The sequence below is a fragment of the Bifidobacterium vansinderenii genome (assembly GCF_002234915.1).
In the GTDB taxonomy this organism is placed as follows: domain Bacteria; phylum Actinomycetota; class Actinomycetes; order Actinomycetales; family Bifidobacteriaceae; genus Galliscardovia; species Galliscardovia vansinderenii.
The window spans coordinates 123,502-143,967 of record NZ_NEWD01000016.1; the positions used below are offsets into that span (position 1 = coordinate 123,502).

At 64.0% G+C, this 20,466-nt stretch carries 18 protein-coding genes and 2 tRNA genes; 5 read left to right on the plus strand and 15 right to left on the minus strand.

The genetic code is table 11. The features are described from left to right. Positions 1–47 precede the first annotated feature (47 nt). The 3 genes from Tam10B_RS06720 (at position 48) to Tam10B_RS06730 (ending at position 3,716) form a co-directional block, all read left to right on the plus strand. The gene (locus Tam10B_RS06720) at positions 48–1,961 is read left to right on the plus strand and encodes an FAD-binding protein (RefSeq protein ID WP_093960486.1); all 1,914 of its coding nucleotides are present in this window, start codon (positions 48–50) and stop codon (positions 1,959–1,961) included. Between the two features lie 79 nt (positions 1,962–2,040). Then, positions 2,041–3,012: a succinate dehydrogenase/fumarate reductase iron-sulfur subunit gene (locus Tam10B_RS06725; RefSeq protein ID WP_198947547.1), complete on the plus strand. Its 972-nt coding sequence runs from the start codon at positions 2,041–2,043 to the stop codon at positions 3,010–3,012. Further along, on the plus strand, positions 3,012–3,716 hold the full coding sequence (locus Tam10B_RS06730; RefSeq protein ID WP_093960487.1) for an O-methyltransferase: 705 nt from the start codon (positions 3,012–3,014) through the stop codon (positions 3,714–3,716). The genes Tam10B_RS06725 and Tam10B_RS06730 overlap by 1 nt, the downstream gene beginning before the upstream one ends. Positions 3,717–3,726: 10 nt before the next feature. Here the strand turns inward: Tam10B_RS06730 and Tam10B_RS06735 are convergent, their stop codons facing one another. Together Tam10B_RS06735 and nhaA are read right to left on the minus strand one after the other, a co-directional pair. After that, positions 3,727–4,476, minus strand: a complete 750-nt coding sequence (locus Tam10B_RS06735; protein ID WP_093960540.1) for an LOG family protein — start codon at positions 4,474–4,476, stop codon at positions 3,727–3,729. 223 nt (positions 4,477–4,699) lie between these two features. After that, positions 4,700–6,091, minus strand: a complete 1,392-nt coding sequence (gene nhaA / locus Tam10B_RS06740) for a Na+/H+ antiporter NhaA (RefSeq protein WP_269843585.1) — start codon at positions 6,089–6,091, stop codon at positions 4,700–4,702. Positions 6,092–6,241: 150 nt separating this feature from the next. Here nhaA and Tam10B_RS06745 point away from each other — a divergent pair. Then, positions 6,242–6,318: transfer RNA gene (locus tag Tam10B_RS06745), tRNA-Arg, on the plus strand. Between the two features lie 106 nt (positions 6,319–6,424). Here the strand turns inward: Tam10B_RS06745 and Tam10B_RS06750 are convergent. Continuing rightward, positions 6,425–6,655 carry a hypothetical protein gene (locus Tam10B_RS06750; protein WP_093960489.1) on the minus strand — a complete coding sequence of 77 codons (231 nt, stop codon included), beginning with the start codon at positions 6,653–6,655 and terminating at the stop codon, positions 6,425–6,427. 181 nt (positions 6,656–6,836) lie between these two features. Here Tam10B_RS06750 and Tam10B_RS06755 point away from each other — a divergent pair, with 181 nt between their 5' ends. Beyond that, the gene (locus Tam10B_RS06755) at positions 6,837–7,100 is read left to right on the plus strand and encodes a helix-turn-helix domain-containing protein (RefSeq protein WP_233133629.1); all 264 of its coding nucleotides are present in this window, start codon (positions 6,837–6,839) and stop codon (positions 7,098–7,100) included. Positions 7,101–7,204: 104 nt separating this feature from the next. Here Tam10B_RS06755 and tsaD read toward each other — a convergent pair whose 3' ends face one another. From tsaD to Tam10B_RS06815, 12 genes are all read right to left on the minus strand, one after another. After that, the gene (gene tsaD / locus Tam10B_RS06760; protein ID WP_093960491.1) at positions 7,205–8,251 is read right to left on the minus strand and encodes a tRNA (adenosine(37)-N6)-threonylcarbamoyltransferase complex transferase subunit TsaD; all 1,047 of its coding nucleotides are present in this window, start codon (positions 8,249–8,251) and stop codon (positions 7,205–7,207) included. Next, positions 8,248–8,820, minus strand: a complete 573-nt coding sequence (gene rimI, locus Tam10B_RS06765; protein ID WP_093960492.1) for a ribosomal protein S18-alanine N-acetyltransferase — start codon at positions 8,818–8,820, stop codon at positions 8,248–8,250. The genes tsaD and rimI overlap by 4 nt, the downstream gene beginning before the upstream one ends. Next, a complete protein-coding gene (gene tsaB, locus Tam10B_RS06770) occupies positions 8,820–9,638 on the minus strand; it encodes a tRNA (adenosine(37)-N6)-threonylcarbamoyltransferase complex dimerization subunit type 1 TsaB (RefSeq protein ID WP_093960493.1) in 819 nt (272 codons plus the stop codon). The genes rimI and tsaB overlap by 1 nt, the downstream gene beginning before the upstream one ends. A 62-nt stretch (positions 9,639–9,700) precedes the next feature. Beyond that, the gene (tsaE, locus tag Tam10B_RS06775; protein ID WP_093960494.1) at positions 9,701–10,300 is read right to left on the minus strand and encodes a tRNA (adenosine(37)-N6)-threonylcarbamoyltransferase complex ATPase subunit type 1 TsaE; all 600 of its coding nucleotides are present in this window, start codon (positions 10,298–10,300) and stop codon (positions 9,701–9,703) included. Between the two features lie 38 nt (positions 10,301–10,338). Further along, positions 10,339–11,319 (minus strand): DNA polymerase III subunit delta, encoded by a 981-nt coding sequence (holA, locus tag Tam10B_RS06780; protein ID WP_198947548.1) that lies wholly within the window; start codon positions 11,317–11,319, stop codon positions 10,339–10,341. Between the two features lie 16 nt (positions 11,320–11,335). Then, positions 11,336–13,288 carry a ComEC/Rec2 family competence protein gene (locus Tam10B_RS06785; protein WP_093960495.1) on the minus strand — a complete coding sequence of 651 codons (1,953 nt, stop codon included), beginning with the start codon at positions 13,286–13,288 and terminating at the stop codon, positions 11,336–11,338. Beyond that, positions 13,285–14,016 carry a ComEA family DNA-binding protein gene (locus tag Tam10B_RS06790; RefSeq protein ID WP_233133630.1) on the minus strand — a complete coding sequence of 244 codons (732 nt, stop codon included), beginning with the start codon at positions 14,014–14,016 and terminating at the stop codon, positions 13,285–13,287. Before Tam10B_RS06790 ends, Tam10B_RS06785 begins: the two co-directional genes overlap by 4 nt. 223 nt (positions 14,017–14,239) lie before the next feature. Further along, the gene (gene leuS, locus Tam10B_RS06795; protein ID WP_093960496.1) at positions 14,240–17,227 is read right to left on the minus strand and encodes a leucine--tRNA ligase; all 2,988 of its coding nucleotides are present in this window, start codon (positions 17,225–17,227) and stop codon (positions 14,240–14,242) included. Positions 17,228–17,351: 124 nt separating this feature from the next. After that, positions 17,352–18,182: a transporter substrate-binding domain-containing protein gene (locus Tam10B_RS06800; RefSeq protein ID WP_143248586.1), complete on the minus strand. Its 831-nt coding sequence runs from the start codon at positions 18,180–18,182 to the stop codon at positions 17,352–17,354. A 6-nt stretch (positions 18,183–18,188) separates the two neighbouring features. Then, positions 18,189–19,139 carry a magnesium transporter CorA family protein gene (locus Tam10B_RS06805; RefSeq protein ID WP_093960498.1) on the minus strand — a complete coding sequence of 317 codons (951 nt, stop codon included), beginning with the start codon at positions 19,137–19,139 and terminating at the stop codon, positions 18,189–18,191. Positions 19,140–19,282: 143 nt separating this feature from the next. Then, positions 19,283–20,047, minus strand: coding sequence for a DUF1287 domain-containing protein (locus tag Tam10B_RS06810; RefSeq protein WP_158214155.1), 765 nt, complete (start codon positions 20,045–20,047; stop codon positions 19,283–19,285). Between the two features lie 281 nt (positions 20,048–20,328). Then, positions 20,329–20,401 (minus strand) — tRNA-Ala (locus Tam10B_RS06815). Between the last annotated feature and the right edge of the window lie 65 nt (positions 20,402–20,466).

The following is a 20,466-nucleotide window of genomic DNA, read 5'->3' on the forward strand; positions in this document are numbered from 1 at the left end:
TTATCCGCCCGACGATGCCGGTCATGGCTTGTGGGACAATCGAACCTATGAGTCCGAAGCAGTTGGAAACACAGTATGACGTGGTAATCGTGGGTGCCGGCGCGGCAGGCCTGTCGGCAAGTCTGGGACTGGTCAGGTCGGACCGGTTCGCGCAGATGAAGGAGGAGGGGCGCACCCCTCGTATTTTGGTGATTTCGAAGTTGCAGCCGCTGCGTTCCCACACCGGGTCCGCAGAGGGGGGCATCGCGGCCAGCCTGGGCAGCATCGACCATGACGACTGGCACTGGCATTTCTACGACACGATCAAGGGCAGCGACTGGCTCGCCGATCAGGACATGGCCGAGATCCTCGCGAAGGAGGCCCCCGCCACGGTGATCGGTCTGGAGCATGACGGCGTGGCGTTCTCCCGCACCGAGGACGGGCACATCGCCCAGCGTCTGTTCGGCGGCCACACCGCGGAATTCGGCAAGCAGCCGGTACGCCGCACCGCCTACGCGGCCGACCGCATCGGCCATCAGATCCTGCACGCCCTGTGGCAGCAGTGCGTCAAAGAGGGCGTCGAATTCGCCGAGGAATGGTATGTGAGCGACCTCGTGGTGGAGCGTGACGGCAACGGTCATACCACGGCCCGCGGACTGGTGGTGATCGACACCCACAGCGGCAAGGTGCATGGAGTGAACGCACGCAACATCGTATTGGCCACCGGCGGCGCCGGACGGCTCTTCCACACCACGTCGAACTCGTGGGACCTGACCGGCGACGGCATGGCGCTGGCGCTCGAGGCCGGGCTGCAGCTGGAGGACACCGAGTTCGTGCAGTTCCACCCCACCGGGCTGGCACACACCGGCATCCTGCTGTCCGAGGCGGCGCGAGGCGAGGGCGGACGCCTGCTCAACGCCGACGGCGAACACTTCATGGACCGGTACGCCCCGGGCCATGGCGATCTGGCGGCACGAGACGTGGTATCCCGCTCCATCGTGGCGGAAGTAGACGCCGGCCGCGGCGTGGCCGATCCGAAGGATCCGAACGGCCCGAAGGATTGCGTATGGCTCGATCTGACCGGCATCGGCGAGCAGACGCTCAAGGAGAAACTGCCCGAGGTGTGCGACACGGTGCGTGAATACGCCGGACTCGATCCCGCGCACGACCTCATCCCGATCAAGCCGACCGCACACTACACGATGGGCGGCATTCCGATCACCGCCGACGGCAACGTGTATGAATGGGTCGACGGATCCCGTCGCATCGTCGACGGCCTGTACGCGGCCGGCGAATGCTCCTGTGTCAGCGTGCATGGCGCGAACCGTCTGGGCGCGAACTCGCTGCTCGACGCCTGCCTGTTCGGCTCCCGCACCGGTGCCGCAATCGCCAACGCCATCGCCGACGACCCCATGGCTGGTGTGCCGGACGAGGAGCTGATCGACGTCGACTCCACGGCCGTGGATGACGCGGCAGACAACCGCGAGCGCGGGATCAAGGCGCTGCTGCAGCCGGCCAACGCCGACGCCGACGACAACGACAGCGACGCCGACAACGCCGACGATGCGAACGGCGGCGCGCAGACCGACGACAACCCCTACCGTCTGATGGCCGATCTGGGGGCGCTCATGGAACGTCACGCCGCTGTGCGCTGCGACCACGACGGCATCGCCACGGCGCTCGCCACGATCGACGATACACTGGCTCCTCGCGCCGAGCGCCTGCACGCGCACAGCGACACTGCCGCCTACAATCAGGAGCTCACCGCAATCCTCGAGGCCCGGCATCTGGTCACGCTCGCCACCGTGATGCTTGCCGCGTCCGATGCCCGTGAGGAGTCGCGCGGCTCGCTCTACCGCACCGACCACCCGCAGCGTGATGACGAACGCTTCTTGGCGCACTCCATGGTGACCCGTGACCGCGGAGTCGCATGGCAGCCGGTGACGATCACCGCATACCCGCCGAAGGCCCGTCAATACTGACTCATGCCATGCCCCCGAGTCACCACGCTGAGTAAACTGTGGTGGCAGTACGTACGAATTTGCGAGGAGAAGAACATTCATGACCAATGCCGCAGTTGACCGTATGCTTACGGTAACCTTGCGCGTCTCCCGTTTCACCCCGAAGCCCGAACGCCCTGGCCGTCGTCGCGGCGGCAGCCCGTTCGGATCCCGATCGAAGTCGCCGTTCGGCGGTGACGCTGCGGCGGGCCGCACGAACCGTGCGCGCGGCAAGCGCTGGACGCAGGAATACACACTTGACGTGCATGCCAGCGATTCCGTGCTCGACTGTCTGCTGACCGTCAAACGTGAGCAGGATCCGTCACTCGCCTTCCGCTACTCGTGCGGTCACGGCATGTGCGGCTCGGACGCGGTGGCCATCAACGGCACTCCCACGCTGCTGTGCACCGCCAAGGTGCGTGACTGGGTGCGTCCCGACACCCCCGGTTTCGTCGGCGACGACGGATTCCGTCCCACCGGCGAGCCTGTGGACGCCGATGCGCATGCTCTGGATCTTGACGCGCTCGATCCGGACACCACGCTGGTCATCGAACTGGCGGCGCTGCCCGGCTTCCCCACCCAGCGTGATCTGATCGCCGACATCGATCCGATGCTCGACCAGATTCGCAAGCTCGAACCGTATCTCAAGGCGTCCGGCGATCTGCAGGTCACCGACGAGGGCAAGATCAACGCGTTCGAGTATTTGCAGAATCCCGAGCAGCTCGCCCGGTACGAACTGCTGAGCAACTGCATCGCGTGCGGCGTGTGCGAGGGAAGCTGCCCGGTCTATGCCGGCGGCGATGCGTTCGTGGGACCGGCCGCCATGATCGCGGCGTCCCGGTTCATCAACGATTCCCGTGACGGCGCGACTGCCTCCCGACTGACCGCGCTGATGGAGCCGGATGGCGCCCGTGCTTGCCAGTCCGTGCGCGCCTGTTCGATGCACTGCCCCAAGGGCATCGACGTTGGCGAGGAACTGTGGCAGACCATTCAGAAGGTGGATGCGGCGAGGGTGTCGTCGGAGGCCGAGTGATGAGCGGACGGGATTATTCCAAGCTCGCCAACGGTTGGGAATTCATCGAGGACACCGCCTACGACAATGAGTCGGACCTGCTGCACGATCTGCGCAGACAGGCGCTCGAGGCCGGATTCGAGCAGGGTTCGGCCGCGCAGGCCCGGTTCATGGCGATTCAGGTTCGGCAGACCCGTGCGCGTTCGGTGATCATTCTGGGAACCGGCGCGCTGGTGGAGACCGTGCATTTGATCGGTGCTCTGAACGAGCTGCCTGCCGACACCCCCGGTCAGCTCACCGCAGTGGATTCGTCGGCGCAGGGCACCACGCTGATCCGCCGCGCGTTCGCCCGCATGCAGGATCATACGCATGTCAAGCTGCGCGTGGTCAACGCCAAGGCCGACGTGTTTCTGCCCCGTCTCAACCCCGGCGACTACGACATGGTGATCGTGACCGGCGACGAGCAGAACTACAGCGGCGCGTTCGATCATGCCGATCGGCTGCTGCGCCGTGACGGCGTGCTCATGCTGTGTGACGCGCTGGCGCTGCGTGGCGCCGCCGGTCATGATTCTGCCGCCGACCCGGCGAATACGGTGGATTCACCGGAAACCGGAGGCAGAATGATGCACATGTGTCAACTGATCGATGACGCGTTCGACGACGAACGTTTCGATTCGGCGCTGATTCCCGTAGGCACCGGCATGATCCTCAGTATCAAGCGCTAGCCGCTACTTGCTACTTGCCGATGAGGCGCGTGGCGTAGGCCACCGCCTCGTCGGGGTCGTCGGTGAGCGTCACCAGATTCGGGTCGATCGGCGAAATCATGCCGCGGTCCATCAGCGTGCCGTTGATCCAGTCGAACAGTCCCTGCCAGTACTTCGTGTCGAACAGCACGATCGGCGTGGTGGTGACCTTGTGCGTCTGCACTAGGGTTAGTACTTCGAACATTTCGTCGAGTGTGCCGAACCCGCCGGGGCAGACGATCACGCCGGACGAATACTTGACGAACATGGTCTTGCGCACAAAGAAGTAGCGGAACGTCATACCCAGATTGACGTAGTTGTTCAACCCCTGTTCGCGCGGCAACTCGATGCCCAGTCCCACCGACGTGCCTCCGGCCAGCGATGCGCCGCGGTTCGCGGCCTCCATGATGCCGGGACCGCCTCCGGTGATTGTGGCCACGCCGCGTTCCGCGAGCAGTCGCCCCATACGGCGTGCAGCCTTGTAGGCGGGATCGGTGCGCTGCGTACGGGCGGAGCCGAACACCGCCACCGCTGGTCCGATTTCGGCCAACGCGCCAAAACCGTCGACGAACTCGGATTGGATGCGCAGCACACGCCATGGGTCCATGTGCAGCCAGTCGGTACGGTCGTCGGCGCGCAGCAGGTTGCCGCTGGTGGTGTCCTTCGGAATCATGGATCCGCGCATGACGACCGGACCGCGATAGTAGGTGCCGTCGTACGGGGAGTCCGATTCGGCGGGCATGGCCGATGAGGCGATCTCGTCATCGGATGCCTGCGCCGTCATAGGCCGGGTGTTTTCCTCGATTCCGGCGGATGAGACTTCTTTCCCGCGCGTCTTGCCATGGATCTTGCCGTGTTTCTTGCCCGGCTTGATTTCGGCCTGATCGTCTACGCGATCCCTAGTCTTGCTGTTCTTGCCCGACTTGGACTTCTTGCCGTTCTTCTTTACGATCTTTGCCACGTGTTCAGCTCCTTTGCGTCCGGTCGGCCAATGGACTGGACGACGGCCTCACCTTATCAATCGATACGGTCACGCTGCCGTCGGCACCTACGATCTCGATATCGCCGGCACCGGTATTGGCGTCGTCATCGTCACCATCGGTCACTCGATTCTCGGCGAGGGCGCGGAAGCGCTTCGCCTGTCGGCTGAGTAGGATACCGGCGATCGTGGCTGACACCAAGGATCCCATCAGTACACCGAATCGGGCTTCGCCGGACAGTTCAACGTCGGCATAGGCGAGCGACGCGATAAGGAACGACACGGTGAATCCGATGCCGCATGCGCATGACGCCGGGAACAGGTCTCGTACGCGCAGCCCCTTGGCGAGTTTCAGACCGGCAAGATGCGTAGACAGCCATGCCGTGAGCATGATGCCTACCGGCTTGCCAACCACCAGACCGACGGCGATGCCCAGAACCACCGGGGACAGCAGCATCGCCGGACTCAGCGTCTCGAAATGCACGCCCGTGGCGAACAGTGCGAAGATAGGCAGGGCCAGCAGTGCGGAGAACGGCTGCAGCTTGTCCTTGTACCGTTCGGCACGCGGAGTGGATTCACCATGGATCTCACGAGCCGGTGTCAGCAGACCGACGAGCACGCCGGAGAGCGTGGGATGCACACCGGCCTCGAACATCGTCACCCAGGCGAGGACGCCGACCACCGCCACGGCGATCCATGGCACACGGCGGCGTCTGACCAGCCACGCCCATGCCGCGGCACAGACCGCGATGCCAAGAAACCAGTACCATGCGTTGAGGCTGGAGAAGAACAGAGCGATCACGATCACGCCAAGCAGATCGTCCACGGTGGCCAACGTCATGAGGAACGCGCGGATGGATCCGGGCAGCCCTTTGGCGAACAGGGCGAGTACGGCCAGCGAGAACGCGATGTCGGTGGCCGTGGGCACCGCCCAGCCGTGCGCGATGTCGGAAAATCCGTGGGCCGCGCCGGTGGCCACCACATCCATGCCCGTCGGCCCCGGGCCGAATGCGGAAAACAGCGACGCGGTGAGCAGGAACAGCACGGGAGGCACCGCCATACCGCCCACAGCACAGGCCATGGGTACTGCGGCAGCTTTGGGGCTGGCCAGCGATCCCGTGGTGAGCTCCTGTTTGAGATCCAGACCGACTACCAGGAAGAACACGGTGAGCAGACCGTCCTGCGCCCAGTGGCCGATTCCCAAATCGATGTTGGTGTGGGGTATACCGATATGGATCTCGGCCACGGCCTCGAACGCATGAGCCGTGACGGGAATATTCGCCAGCAGCAGTCCCGCCAGAGCGAACCCCAGCATGATCAGGCCGGAGATCGTATCCGATGCTGCCACGTGACGAATGGACCGCCGCACTCCCCCGATTCTTTCCTCGGTTTTCGGTTCAGACACGCATACCCCCATCCAAGGCCTTGAAAAACAACGGATATCAGCATACCATCCAGAGACGACACGCCGATTTGCCATGCACAGAAGTGTGAGTTATTCTAATTGAGTTGTTGAGTTAGACAACATGCGCCAGTAGCCCAGCGGATTAGAGCATCTGACTACGGATCAGAAGGTCGCAGGTTCGAATCCTGTCTGGCGCACCACAAAACCCCGGGATCGTTATGATTCCGGGGTTTTTCTGTTTTTGCCGCGAATCGCATGGTCACACGACAACGCAGACGGATGCCTCACGGCCTGCACAATCGAGCGCTACTGCAGATCTCCCGGCCAGCTCTTCTCCACCACGATGTCGCCCTGTCCATCAATCGGCAGATTGCGCTTCATCATTTCCACGCCGGCCACATTTCGATAGAACGTGTCCTTGGCAGGATCGAGTGCATTGAAAACGGCGGTCAACGTGTCATCGTCGATATTGGACAAAAGATCCGCCACCGCAGCCGTGTTGTGACCGATATATTCAAGCTCGGCAAGAATATTCATGAATCTTCCTTCTCCCTGAAATGTCCCACGGAGCTACGAACGCTAGTAGCACTTTACCGTAGCACAGTTCGTCTGCCAGAGAACCACCATAGGCATAAATACGGACTATATGCCGTGGACCTTTTGTCCCTGGAAACAGACCATGGCCCCTATGGTTACGAACAGAACACCATCGGAAGGCATGACTCCGCATGAATCGGCAATGCAGCGACGCAGAGAGCTCGGGCAGGCCATCGTTCGATTACGCAAGGGACGCAAGCTCAGTCAGGAACGTCTGGCATTGAACGCCGGAATCGACCGATCCTACATGGGTCGGGTCGAGCGCGGAGAACGTTCGGTAAGTCTCGACAAGCTGTGGGCGATCTGCGATGCCCTGCACATCAGTCTGGCCGAGTTGGCGATCGAAGCGGAGACCGTCCATCTGGGGCAGGATCCCCGGGACTGAACCAGAAGGCGACAAGTAGGCACCATTGCCGACCGGCATCGAGGCCGATAATCGCGAAGGCGACCATGCCGGATCGACACGGCCGCCTTTCGCAGGCTTCGCGACTACTCCATGCAGATCTTGGACATGGGCATGGCGGAATCGATGGGGAAATCGGGGCTGCTGGGCTTGACGCCGGCCTGCACCAGATTCGAGCCAAGCATGGCCACCATGGCACCGTTGTCGGTGCAGAGCTTGATCTCGGGGATGCGCACCTCGATGCCATGCTGCGCGCCGACCTCGAGCAGCTTGGCACGCAGCTGCGAATTGGCGGAGAAGCCACCACCCACGATCAGCGTACGCGAATCATACTGCTCACAGCCACGCACGGCCTTCTTGGCCAGCACGGACGCCACCGAATCGGCCAGCGAGGCGCACACGTCGTCCACGGGGATGGTCTCGCCGGCGGCCTGACGCTCCTCGATCCAGCGAGCTACGGCAGTCTTGACGCCGGAGAAGCTGAAATCGTACGGGTGCTTGGCGCCGGCCTTGCCCTGGGTGAGTCCCTGCGGCACCTTGATGGCATGTGGATTGCCCTGCTGCGCGTGACGGTCGATGTGAGGGCCTCCCGGATAGGGGAAGCCAAGCAGACGGGCCACCTTGTCGAAGCACTCCCCCGCCGCGTCGTCAAGCGTGGTGCCTACCACGTCGACGTGCCGTGCCACATCCTTGACGTGCAACAGCGACGTGTGGCCGCCGGAGACGATCAATGCCAGCGTGTCCTCGGGGAACGGGCCGAACTGCAGCTGGGTGACGGCGATGTGCCCGATCACATGGTTGATGCCGTAGATGGGCTTGCCGGCGGCATAGGCCAAAGCCTTGGCGCCGGAGACGCCCACGGCGAGGCATCCCGCAAGTCCGGGGCCCGCGGACACGGCGATCGCGTCCACGTCGGCGATGTCGAGATCGGCATCGGCCAGCGCCTTGGAGACCACGGGCACGAACGCCTCGGCGTGCGCACGGGAGGCGATTTCGGGGATCACGCCGCCGTAGCGTGCGTGTTCGTTCATGGAGGAGGCGACCACGTTCGACAGGAGGGCGCCTCCGCGCACCACGGCCGCGGCCGTTTCGTCGCAGGTGGATTCGATGCCGAGCACCACGGGTTCACTCATTGTGCCGCTCCTTCGTTGTCTTCGCTGTCTTCACTGTGGTGGTTGGTGTTGTTCTCGGGATTGGGGGACGCATTCGGCGATTCCGCCTCCGTCGTCTGGAATCCCATGACGTGGGGCCTGATGTCGACGCTCATCGTGTACGCGTCGATGCCTTCGGGCTGGTAGTAGCGTTTGCGACGGCCCATGACGGTGAACCCGAACCGTTGGTAGAGCGCGATGGCGGGATCGTTGTCCACGCGTACTTCGAGCAGCATGCGGCGTGCCCCCTGACGTTCGGCGTCGCGCAGCAGCCTGTTGAGCAGTGCGGCCGCGATACCTCGACGCTGATGGGTCTTGGCCACGCCGATGGTCATGAGTTCCGCATCGTCGCCGTCGTACCAGAATCCTGCGTAGCCATGGATGGTTCCGGTTTCGTCGTCCACGTCGAATACGTAGGTGCGGGCCGGGGCGTCGAGTTCCTGCCGGATGGCGTTTTCGCTCCAGGCTCCCCTGCCGAACAGTTCGGCTTCCAGTCCGGCGAACGCCGCAACGACCGTGTCTCGATCGAGATCGTCCAGTGCGACGAGCATCAGGCGGTCCTTTCCGCGCCGGCATGGTTGAGCACGTGCTTGAGCGGGCTGGGCACTTCGGCGTCGGGGCGACGCAGATACAGCGGCTCGATCGGAGCGTCGGGATCGGAAGCGTGTCCGACCACGGCCTGCGCGGCGAAGATGGACCAGTCGTCCGGCTGGTCGAGCACGGATTCGTCGACGATGTCTCCCAGACGTTCGATGCCCTGCAGCGTCGACGCGTATTTGCCGGCGCCGTGTCCCACCACGTCGACGACGATCGTTGCGGGATCGATGCCATGTGCGGCGGCGTATTCGGTCACGGCCTGGTTCACGCGTTCCACGATCGAGGACGGATAGTCGATGTCCATGGCGATCAGCGGCACGATGACGGCGTCGTCATGATCGGCGCCGGATGCTCCGGACGACACTTCGCACAGTTCGAAGTACAGCTGCTTGCGGCGGGCATCGTTGACGGCGAGCGTGAGCACACGGGTGGCGTCTTCGGCGTCCGACGTGCCGTTCTCGGCGCGCCGGACGAGGTTCCAACGAGCCTGCGGTTCGAGGATGTTCTGCCCGATGAGCGTGGCGCCGGTGGCGAAGGCGAGCGCTTTCGCGGTGACGATGCCGGCGCGCAGTCCAGTGAACGGCGCCGGGCCGGTGCCTACGATGATCGTGTCGATGTCCTGCGGCGTGTTGCCGGACTGTTCGATGGCACGGGCGATGTTGCCCTGCAGTTTTTCGACGTGGGTGCGCGAGTCGGTTTCGATGATCGGCTCGTGTCCCACGACGCCCACCGTCGACCCGTATGAGGTGTCGATCACCAGTGTGCAGCCCATGTGTTCCTCCCTGTCTGCGTCAGACCCTGCGAAAACCTGTAGTGAGTCTACACCGATCGGTGCTATGCCGGCAGTTGGCGGCTGCGCCATGCATCGCCGACCGGGATCAGGGTCACGATGCGGTTGCCGTCGCCGGTCAGTTCGCCGTCGGCGCGCACCGCCGCGGTGCCGTCCACGGGCCGGTCGATGTGGATCTCCAAGCGTTCGGGGGCGAGGGCGGCGACCATCTGTTCGCCCCATTCCATGAGGATCACCGTGTTGTCGCGGGGATCCTCAAGCTCCTCGTCGAGCCCCAGAGATTCGAGTTCGTCGAGGAGTCGCCCGACCGCGTCCTGTCCGGGGGCGTAGGTGTTGCCGCCGAGACGGTAGGCGTCCACGTGCACCAGATGCGCGGGCGTGCCGTCGGCGAACCTGCCGTCGAGTTCGCGGGCGATGGTGAACGTGGGCGACACGATCGGCTCGTCGATACCCAGCCCCGCGCCGAATCCCTGGGCGAGGGTGGTCTTGCCGGCGCCCAGCGGTCCTGACAGCAGCAGCACGTCGCCGCCGTGGACGATGCGCGCCAGCTCCCGGCCGATTCGTCGCATGTCGTCGGCGGTCGGCGCCTGTATGACGGTCGCGTTGTCCGGAATGGTCGTCGTATGGTCGTTGGTCTCGTTCATGTGTCCTCGATGATTGGTGAATGGTGGTGCGACGGCGTTCAGCCGCGGCCCTTGACGGCGATGGTTTCGATGGAGCGTTCCAGCGCGTAGACCGGATCGCCGCCGTTGGTCTTGCTCTGTTCGTCGGCCCAGGCGAGCATGCGGATACAGCGGGACAATCCGGCGGATGTCCAGCCGGGCAGCTGTCGGGTGGCGTTCTTCAATACCCACGGATTCGTCTTCGCCTCCGCCTGCGAGATGGCGCCCGACTTCACCGCGGACGCCTTGGCGAGCGTGCGCAGCTTCATGGCGAGCGCGCCGATCAGGGCGATGGGATCGGTGCCCTGTTCGATGGCGGATCGCATGGCGACGATGGCCTCCGCCGTACGGCCCTCCATGGCCTTGTCGGCAACCATGAAGCCGGTAACCTGCGGGTTGGCGATCAGATATTGGTTGACACGGTCGAGGCCGATGACCTCGTCGTCGAAGTCGAAACACAGCTGGGAACACATGGCGGCGAGCTCACCGGTCTTCTCCCCCAATACGCCGACGAGCTGCTGGGCTGCGAGCGGGTCGACGCGCCTGCCCTCGCGTTCGAACCGCTGGTAGACGAAGTTGATCTTCGCGTCGGCCTTCTTCAGATCGGGCACGTCGATGCGCTGTGCTCCGGCACGCACCATGGCGTCGAGAATGCGCTTGCCCTTGGGGCCGCCCTCATGCTGGCAGATCAGCATGCTGGAATTGGACGGGTCGGCCTTCGCCTGCTTGGTGTACGCGATCAGGGCATCGCCGAGCCGGTCGTCGACGGACTGCAGGTTGCGGATCTCCACGATCGAGACGTCGGACAGCAGCGACGGGCTGACGGCCTCGTCGAAGGCGTAGGCGTCGCATTCGGCGGCATCGAGTTCCACAAGCTCCGCGTCGGGCCGGCGCTCGCAGGCCTCGTGACACAGGTCGCGCATGTTCTGGGTGTTGAGGAACCGGTCGCCGCCGTATACGATGCGGACGGGCGACACTCCCTTGCCTTGTGCTGATGCCATGCCTCCTAATGTTCCGTCAATGCTGGACATCGCCGACGTCCCGTTCAAACAGCATGGCGCGTGTCTCGCGCCACCATGCGCCGGCGCGTTCCATGTACCGGGCACGGTACGGGGTTCCGTCATCGGCGTCATCGCGCGCGGAATGGTTGTATCCATGTGCCGGTCGCCGGAGTGTTTCATGAATGACCGATCGGGCCAGTGCACGGACCGCCATGATCGTCAATGGCACGATGAGTTCGGCCAACGCCACGACCACGGCGCCCGTCACACCCTCCCGCCACGGCATGGCACTGAACCGGGATCCACCGATCAGCGTGGCGCATCGTTCGAGCGGCAGTGTGCCGAGGCAGGCCGCCCATGCGAATGCGGAACCCAGCGGTGGAATGGCCCATGAGACGCAGAGCGACAGGAGTCCGGCAATGGTCGAGAACGCCACGAACGGGGCGACTATCATATTCGCCGGAACGGCAAGCACCGGCAGCTGCGGCGTCATCATGACCTGCACGGGCAGGGCGAAGATCTGCGCGGCCACGGTCACCGCCATCGTGTCGGCCACCGGACGTGGCATGAACCCGCGTAGGAATCGTGTCACGACGTCGCCGCACAGCACCAGTCCGTATACGGCGGTGCAGGACAGTGCAAAACCGTAGCTGCGGGCCATAGACGGTTCGATCAGCAGCGTGAAGATCACCGTCCAGTTCAATCCGGACAAGGCCTGCGCCCGTCTGCCGACCAGAAGGCAGGCGACGCCGCCCATGCCCATGATCGCGGCCCGCAGCACTGAATCGGACGGATAGACCAGTACGGCCAGCATCGCATACGCGCCGACAATGCCCACGGACGTAGCCCATCGAGGAATCAGGAATCGTGCACACACCCGTCGCACCAGCATGGCGACGAGGACGAAATGACTGCCGGATACCGCCATGAGATGCATGATGCCGGCCTGCTTGAAATCGTCCTCCAACCGTTGCGCATAGCCTTCGTCCACATCAGCCGCGGCAGCAGCGTACGTATCCGCCGCGTCAGAGGACCGCATGGACGTCGTCCATGGCGTCATGACGGTGTCCTGACCGAGCACGCCGAGCGTGAGCCCCGGTACCAGCACCTGAGCATGATCGGGAAGACTACGGGTGACGCGGATGAAGGACTCCTGCATGGCGGTGCCGGCACGACGCCACCATGCAGGTTCCCTGATCTCGCTCGCCCTCGGTCCGGCAGCGCCCGCCCCGTCATCGACGATCAGCCAGGCCGATGCTTCGCCGAATCGCGGCTGGCGCAATGTCCCGGAGATGCGGTAGACGGCCCCCTGTCTGAAGATGCAGGAGCGGCCGGACGCGTAGACGCGGACCGTGATCGACGACGGGGAACGGATCCGGTCGACGGCCACGCCCTGTACTCGGACATCGGTCTGGCAGTCGGCGTCGCGCAATGCCGCCGTGGTCATCGGAGCGGTCGCCATGCCGATCACCACGGCGTCGCCACCGCCGTCGGCAACGGTGCGCGCGATCGGATCCGCGGACCGCACCAGATCGTCGGCGCTGCCGGATACGCAGGCACAGGCCATCGCGGCGACGATAACGATGCCATGGCGGTATGGGACGGCGAACCGTCGGCGAATCCGCCGGCGACGATGCCGATGTCGACGATTACGGTGACCACGGCGATTGCAGTGCCGACGATTACGACGAACGATCATGAGCAACGCGATCATGGCCATCAGCGCTATGCCCGCCGGCAGAACCAGACCGATCACATGCCACGCCATCGACGTCGCGCCGGTCACCGATGTCACGTCGGGTGAGGAATCGGCGATGATTCCTCCGAATGCCGTGTGCTCGATGAGCAGAGCGGACCAGACCGCGATCACGCAGGGCAGCATGCGCCAGTCACGGCTGCCCTGTTCGCGACTGCGGTACGGACGGCGACATATGCGACGCCGAGCTAGACGAACGCGAGCGCCCGTCATGATCGCACCTCCACGTAGGGGCGGATCTTCTCCAGCGTCTTGGCGCCGATGCCGGTGACGTCGAGCAGCTGGTCGACGCTGGTGTAACGGCCGATTTCGGCACGATGGTCGATGATGCGCTGCGCCGTGACCGGACCGATACCCTTGATGGTCTGCAGCTGTTCCGCGGTGGCGGTGTTGAGATCGATCAACGTGGAGGTGGTGGTCGGCGTGGGTGAAGGCGTGGCGGATGGTTCGTTTGGGGAACCGGTGTCCGAAGGGGCTGACGATGATTCGGAAGAGGTGGGTCCGGGTGACGAGGATGATGCCGGCGGGGATGCCGAGGGAGCGTCTGAGGCGCGGGTGGCTCCTTCATCCCATGACATGGAGCTGAGGCGCACGCCCTGTTGCACAAGCAGAGTCAGGCTGAGGCTCAGTGCCAGTACAAGGATCAGGATGATGATGGTCGCGTGCCGTGGCTCCAACGCCAGTCGCGGCCGATCGCGCGCGGACCGCTGCTCCAGCAGATCATCGGCACCGCCGTCGTCTACCGCCACGCCGGCGAGCATGCCCAGCATGACGGACGGAGAGGCACCGTCCACAGGAAACGAAACCTCCGTCTGTTGCGCGGGATATGCCGGACCGTCATCGATGACGAACCCGGCAGGAAGCGGCACATCGGTGACGGGCAGGTCACAGATGCGCCATGACTGAGCAAAAGGATCGTTGGCAGGTGCAGGTCTGGACACGCTTCCACCATGAACCTTGATTTGGTGGAGACGCAAGGCTCATGTGCCAATGTGGCCGAATGGAGCCCCCTCGCCGGAACCTGCAGCAGGGTGGCAGGCAGCAGACGCCTCGAAAACATGAAGGCTCCCCCGCCAAGAAGCGCTACCATGCCAGACATGGCAGCCTCCTCAGCGCGGGAGCCTACAGGGATACCGCTTTACGCGGGGAACCGGAGGAACCGGATCAGTTGGCGGGCACCACGGAGACGATCTTCGGGGCCTTGACGATCACCTTGCGCGGCGGCTGGCCGCCCAGACGGGACTGCACGGCGGGCAGTGCCAGGGCGAGCTTCTCCAGCTCCTCGGCGGAGATGTCGGGGCTCACCTCGAGCTTGCCGCGCACCTTGCCCTTGACCTGCACCACGGCGGTGACGGAATCCTGGCCCACGTACTGCTCGTCGGCCACCGGCCACGGCTCGTGCGCCAGCGACTTGGCGTGGCCGAGCCTGCTCCACAGCTCCTCGCAGATGTGCGGGGCGATCGGCGAGAGCATGAGGATCAGCGGCTCCACCGCGGCGCGCGGCACGGAGTCCAGACCGGTCAGGTGGTTGTTGAGCACGATGAGCTTGGAGATCGCCGTGTTCGGGCGCATGGCCTCCATCTCCACGGTCACGTCGTGGATCGTGTTGTTCAGCAGTTTGAGCGTCTTGACGTCGAGCTCGGCGTCGGACACGTGCGCCTCGCCCGTGTTCTCGTCGATCACGTTGCGCCACAGACGCTGCAGGAAGCGCATACCGCCCACCACGTTGCGCGTGTTCCACGGACGGGACTCGTCCAGCGGGCCCATGCTCATCTCGTACAGACGGAACGTGTCGGCGCCGTAGTTGGCGTACATGTCGTCCGGCGTGATGATGTTCTTCAGGCTCTTGCCCATCTTGCCGAACTCGCGGTTGGCATGCTGGCCGTTCCAGGTGAACGTCGGCTCGCCGTTCTCGTCAGCCGGGCCTTCCACCACTTCGGCGGCGGGCACATACTGGCCACGGTCGTCGGTGTAGGCGTACGCCTGGATCATGCCCTGGTTGAACAGCTTGTGGAACGGCTCGGCCGAGTCCACGTAGCCCAGATCGAAGAGCACCTTGTGCCAGAAACGCGAGTACAGCAGGTGCAGCACCGCGTGCTCCACGCCGCCGATGTACAGGTCCACGCCGCCCGACTTGCCGGCCGTGGCGTTGTGGTTCGGGCCCATCCAATAGTCAAACTCGTCCTTCTCCACCATGTGCTTGGTGTCGGTCGGATCGAGGTAGCGCATGTAGTACCAGCAGGAGCCGGCCCAGTTCGGCATGGTGTTCGTGTCGCGGTAGTAGGTCTTCTCGCCGTCGCCCAGGTCGAGCGTGACCTTGACCCAGTCCTCGTTACGGCTCAGCGGCGCCTCCGGGTTGGACTCGGCGTCCATCGGGTCGAAGGTACGCGGCTCGTAGTCGGGCACGTCGGGCAGGTTGATCGGCAGCGCCGAATCGGGCAGCAGGTGCGGAGTGCCGTCCTCGTCGTAGACGATCGGGAAGGGCTCACCCCAGTAGCGCTGACGGCTGAACAGCCAGTCGCGCAGACGGTAGCTGACCGTGCCCTTGCCCACGCCGGCGGACTCCAGCCAAGCGTTCACCTTGGCGATGGCGTCATCCACGCGCAGGCCGTCGAGGCTCAGCGCGTCGCCCTTGGCGGCGGTGGCATCCACGGAGGAGTTGATCACGATGCCGTCGTGGCTGACGAACGGGGCCTTGCCCTCGTAGTTCGCCAGATCGTCGCCGGACTCCGGCAGCGGCTGCACGGTGTAGATGACCGGCAGACCGAACTTCACGGCGAAGTCGTAATCACGCTGATCGCCGCCCGGCACGGCCATGATGGCGCCGGTGCCGTAGTCCATGAGCACGTAGTCGGCGGTAAACAGCGGCAGCTTGACACCGGTGATCGGGTTGACGGCGTACAGGCCGGTGAACAGACCGGTCTTCTCGCCGCCCTCGTCCACACGGTCCTTGGCGGTCTTGGACTCGGCGGCCAGACGGTAGGCCTTCACGGCCTCGACCGGCGTGGCATAGCCGCCCTTCCACTGCTCCGGAGTTTCGGCCGGCCATTCGGCGGGCACGTCCTCGAGCAGGTGGTGCTCCGGGGAGACCACGGCGAAGGTGGTGCCGAACAGGGTATCGGGACGGGTGGTGTAGATCTCCATGTCGCGCTCGCCGTTCGGCGTGGCCACGGCGAAGTGCACGGAGGCGCCGTGGGACTCGCCGATCCAGTTGCGCTGCATGAGCTTGACCTTTTCAGGCCAGTCGATGGTGGCGAGATCCTCGATCAGGCGGTGGCCGTAGGCGGTGATGCGCATGGACCACTGGCGCAGCTCGCGCTGGAAGACGGGGAAGTTGCCGCGCTCGGACTTGCCTTCGGCGGTGACCTCCTCGTTGGCGAGCACGGTGCCCAGACCGGGGCACCAGTTGACCGGGGACTTGGAGATGTAGGCGAGACGGAAGTCGTTGAGGATGTCCTGCTGCTCGGCCTCGGTCAGGTCGGACCAGGCCTTGCCGTCGGACTCGTGGCCCGGAATGGCCTTCTCGCCGGATTCGAACTTGGCGACCAGCTCGCTGATCGGACGGGCGGAGCCCTTGGAACCGCTGGGGTTGGTGGCGTCCTCGTCGTACCAGGCGTCGTAGATGCGGGAGAAGATCCACTGCGTCCAGCGCACGTAGCCGGGATCGATGGTGGCGAAGGAGCGACGGTTGTCGAAGCTCAGGCCCATGCGGTGCAGCTGGCGGCGCATGTTGGCGATGTTGGCCTCGGTGGTCACGCGCGGGTGCTGGCCGGTCTGCACGGCGTACTGTTCGGCGGGAAGGCCGAAGGCGTCGTAGCCCATGGCGTGCAGCACGTTCTCGCCCTTCATGCGATGGTAGCGGCTGACCACGTCGGTGGCGAGGTAGCCGAGCGGGTGGCCCACGTGCAGGCCCTTGCCCGAAGGATAGGGGAACATGTCCATGGCGAAGTACGAGGGACGTCCCTCGGCGTTGCGTCCTTCGCCGTCCTTCAGATCGCCGTTGACGTTGGCCGCCCAGAAGGTGCCCTCATCATCCCAGCGCTTCTGCCAGTCCTCTTCGATCTTCTGCGCCAGAGCGGCGTTGTATCGGAAGGCGGGCTCCCCGTTCTCGTTCCGCTGTGCGACATCGGCCTCGGTTGCGTCCTGCGCCATGTTGCTCCTTTGTCTGACAAAATTCCAAGTAACAGGGGCAATTATCACCACACATCCGGACACGCCGCATCGGTCGTCCCAGTTGGTGAACCGCCGGCGAGACGTCGGCCGTGGATCGGGAAGGTCAGGGCCTGTATCCCACCGCTCCCAGCGTCCGGACGTATGCGCGGGTCAGCGATCCGTCCTGCTTCATGTCGGCGAGCGCGGCCTTCACCCGCGCGGAGAGCTGGTCGCTGCCGGTCTTCAGTCCGATGCCGTATTCGCCTTGTGCGTAGTCGAGTCCGAGCGTCGTCACCTTGGCGGTGTCCGCCGACGCCGCCATGCCGGCCAGTACCGCCGCCTCGGCCGAGACCGCGTCCACCATGCCGGTCATCAGTGCGGTGGTGCATTGCGTTGCGCTGGGCTGTTCGAGCATGGTGACCGATGAGCCGAGCGCCTGATTGAGATCGTCCGCGGTCCGGCTGCCGGTGACCACGCATACGCGACGTCCCTCGAGATCGTTGATCGAGTGGACGTCGCCGGCGTCCTGCGCAAGCATCATGACGTCCTGCCGTCCGTCGAGGTAGGGGCCGGCGAAGTCGTAGCCGAGGTCGGCCATCGCCGTTGCGTCGTCTGCGGTGTTTTTGTCGAGGTACATGCCGGTGACCATGTCCACGTCGCCGTCGGCGAGCATCGTCACGCGCTGGTCGTATGGGGCCTCCTCCCACACGATCTGCCATTTCGCATAACCGAGCTTGTGTGCCACGTATTCGGCCACCTCGACGTTGAATCCGCTGTACTGGCTGCCCTTGCGCAGTCCCATGCCCGGCTGGTCGAAGGTCACGCCGATCACGATCCGCGGACCGGTGACCTCGCTCACGTCGAGCGGATTGCGTCCGCATGCGGCGAGCGGCAGCGTCATGGCGCCCACCAGCAGCGCGGCCACGGCTCTGATCGCCGTGCTTCGTATCGTCACGGCGGCCTACTTGAACATGCGGGAGCGGGTGAGGAACCAGGTCACCAGTACGGAGACCAGCAGCGATATGCCGATCACCACGATGAATCCCCATGGCTTGTCGGTGAACGGCATGCCGAGCATGCCCTCTTGGAAGTTCATGCCGTACATGGAGAACACGAGGGTGGGGATCGACAGCGTGATGGAGATGATGGTGAAGATCCTCATCACGTTGTTCAGGTTGTTCGACACGATCGAGGCGAACGCGTCGGTCATGTTCGCAAGAACGCCGCTGTAGATGTTCGCCATCTCGATGGCCTGCTTGTTCTCGATGATCACGTCCTCGAGCAGGTCTTCGTCGTCGGGATACTGGCGGATGCGGGTGAGCGTGTTGAGCTTCTCCATCACGATCTCGTTCGATTTGAGCGAGGTGGTGAAGTAGACCAAGGTCTTGCTCAGCTCGAGCAGCATCAGGATCTCGCGGTTCTGCATGGAGTGGCGCAGCTTGAGTTCCAGCTTGTCGCTCTCGCGGTCGATGATGCGCAGGTAGCGCAGGTACATGGTCGCGTTGCGGTACAGGATCTGCAGGATGAATCGGGATTTCATGAACGTGTTGAATCCGCGGATCGTGCCTTCCATGAAGGGATGAAGCACCGGCGTGTCCTGCATGCATACGGTGATGATCACGTCGTCCACCAGGATGATCGACAACGGGATGGTCTCGTACCAGTCGCGGCCGCCGCGTTCCTCCACGGTCGGAATATCGACGATGATCATCGTGTAGTCGTCTTCGACGTCCACACGCGACCTCTCCTCGTCATCCAGCGGGGCGCGCAGGTCGGCCAGATCGATGTGGCAGATTTCGGAGACGGTGGCGAGCTCCACGTCGGTGGGTTCGCTCAGGCATATCCATGATCCGGGAGCCGGTTTCTCGATCTGCTCGATCTGCCCACTGACGGTGCTGAAAGTCCTCATCATCGCACATCACCTGCCTTCACCCGGTCGTCGTACCTGCTGTTCACGTACGCCCATCGTTCTCGTTCGTTGTCAATACCTGTGTCTTCACCAACAGTGTCTTCACAAATACCTCAACAAGGATAGCCCCGCCCCTGACTTCGGCGTCAGCCCCGCCACGTCTTGAGGACGTCCTGCGGCACCCGGCTCGCGTCGAACCGGTAGTGGCCGGTGACGGTGCGACGTTTGGTCCGGCTTAGATAGTCCTCTTCCATGCTGCCCTGCTGATGATTGTTGTGCAGGATGTAGGGCACGCCCTGATCGTTGCGCCGGTCGGATACGATGCCGATGTGCTGGTCGTGGTCGAAGACGACGATGTCGCCAGGCTGCCATTGGGACAGGTTGTCCGCATCGCCCGGACGGATGGCGGTGGTGAGCGTCTGCCCGTAGACGGAGAAGAACGCGTCGAGTGTGCCGGAACGGCGGAAGTCGATGTTGGGGTCCGGTTTGGCGATGGCCGGGTAATGGCCGCGATTCGTCGAAATGTCGGTGTCGACCATGGCCTTGAGATCGTAGCCGGCGTCGCGGAACGCACGCCAGACCAGATCGGTGCACGCTCCCCTGTCGGAGGGCGGGTAGCCGCCCTGATAGTAGCCGTCGTCATAGGTGGGGTGGCGTTTGGCCTCGGCGCGGGCACCACCGACGATGTCGGTGTAGTCGTCCACGTCGTCGTTGTCGTAGTCCACGGGACTGGTGATGTTCGTGACCGAAACCTTAGGGGTTCCGTCGTATGTGCCGACCGAGGACGATGCCGTGACTCCGGTGGCATGACGATCGCCGTCGGGCACCGTGGTCCTCCACCAGAACAGTGCGCCCACGACGATTGCCAGCACGGCTACGACTGCGATGACGATGATCGTTCCCCGCTTCATACCCGTCATGGTATGCGTGCGGTTTCGAAAGACGCATGATCGTTTGGATGTTCCCGCACTATCCGCACGATTTGGGGCGTCGAATGCCCGTTTTCCGCTCTTTGGGGCGTCAAATTCCCGAAAAACGACGCGAAAACGGGATGTTGACGCCCCAAAGAGGGGATATTCCCGCATGACGGAACGAAACCGGGCTCCGGTTCCACGATACGGACCACAGCCGGGCGGAACGGCGGGGAAATTGAAAAAGGTCCGGGACCCATTCGGATCCCGGACCTCGTCCGTGGAGCTAGGGGGATTCGAACCCCCGACCCCCTCCATGCCATGGAGATGCGCTACCAGCTGCGCCATAGCCCCGTCAGTCAGATGGCCATCGGCCACAACCAACCGGTCGTTTCGACTTGAGACATATTACGCAACCA

Bases quoted from the DNA above. Each gene is read 5' to 3' on its own strand.
- Tam10B_RS06720 (WP_093960486.1), top strand. From the start codon at position 48: ATGAGTCCGAAGCAGTTGGAAACACAGTATGACGTGGTAATCGTGGGT.
- Tam10B_RS06725 (WP_198947547.1), top strand. From the start codon at position 2,041: ATGACCAATGCCGCAGTTGACCGTATGCTTACGGTAACCTTGCGCGTC.
- Tam10B_RS06730 (WP_093960487.1), top strand. From the start codon at position 3,012: ATGAGCGGACGGGATTATTCCAAGCTCGCCAACGGTTGGGAATTCATC.
- Tam10B_RS06735 (WP_093960540.1), bottom strand. From the start codon at position 4,476: ATGCCCGCCGAATCGGACTCCCCGTACGACGGCACCTACTATCGCGGT.
- Tam10B_RS06750 (WP_093960489.1), bottom strand. From the start codon at position 6,655: ATGAATATTCTTGCCGAGCTTGAATATATCGGTCACAACACGGCTGCG.
- Tam10B_RS06755 (WP_233133629.1), top strand. From the start codon at position 6,837: ATGACTCCGCATGAATCGGCAATGCAGCGACGCAGAGAGCTCGGGCAG.
- tsaD (WP_093960491.1), bottom strand. From the start codon at position 8,251: ATGAGTGAACCCGTGGTGCTCGGCATCGAATCCACCTGCGACGAAACG.
- rimI (WP_093960492.1), bottom strand. From the start codon at position 8,820: ATGCTCGTCGCACTGGACGATCTCGATCGAGACACGGTCGTTGCGGCG.
- tsaB (WP_093960493.1), bottom strand. From the start codon at position 9,638: ATGGGCTGCACACTGGTGATCGACACCTCATACGGGTCGACGGTGGGC.
- tsaE (WP_093960494.1), bottom strand. From the start codon at position 10,300: ATGAACGAGACCAACGACCATACGACGACCATTCCGGACAACGCGACC.
- holA (WP_198947548.1), bottom strand. From the start codon at position 11,319: ATGGCATCAGCACAAGGCAAGGGAGTGTCGCCCGTCCGCATCGTATAC.
- Tam10B_RS06785 (WP_093960495.1), bottom strand. From the start codon at position 13,288: ATGACGGGCGCTCGCGTTCGTCTAGCTCGGCGTCGCATATGTCGCCGT.
- leuS (WP_093960496.1), bottom strand. From the start codon at position 17,227: ATGGCGCAGGACGCAACCGAGGCCGATGTCGCACAGCGGAACGAGAAC.
- Tam10B_RS06805 (WP_093960498.1), bottom strand. From the start codon at position 19,139: ATGATGAGGACTTTCAGCACCGTCAGTGGGCAGATCGAGCAGATCGAG.
- Tam10B_RS06810 (WP_158214155.1), bottom strand. From the start codon at position 20,047: ATGAAGCGGGGAACGATCATCGTCATCGCAGTCGTAGCCGTGCTGGCA.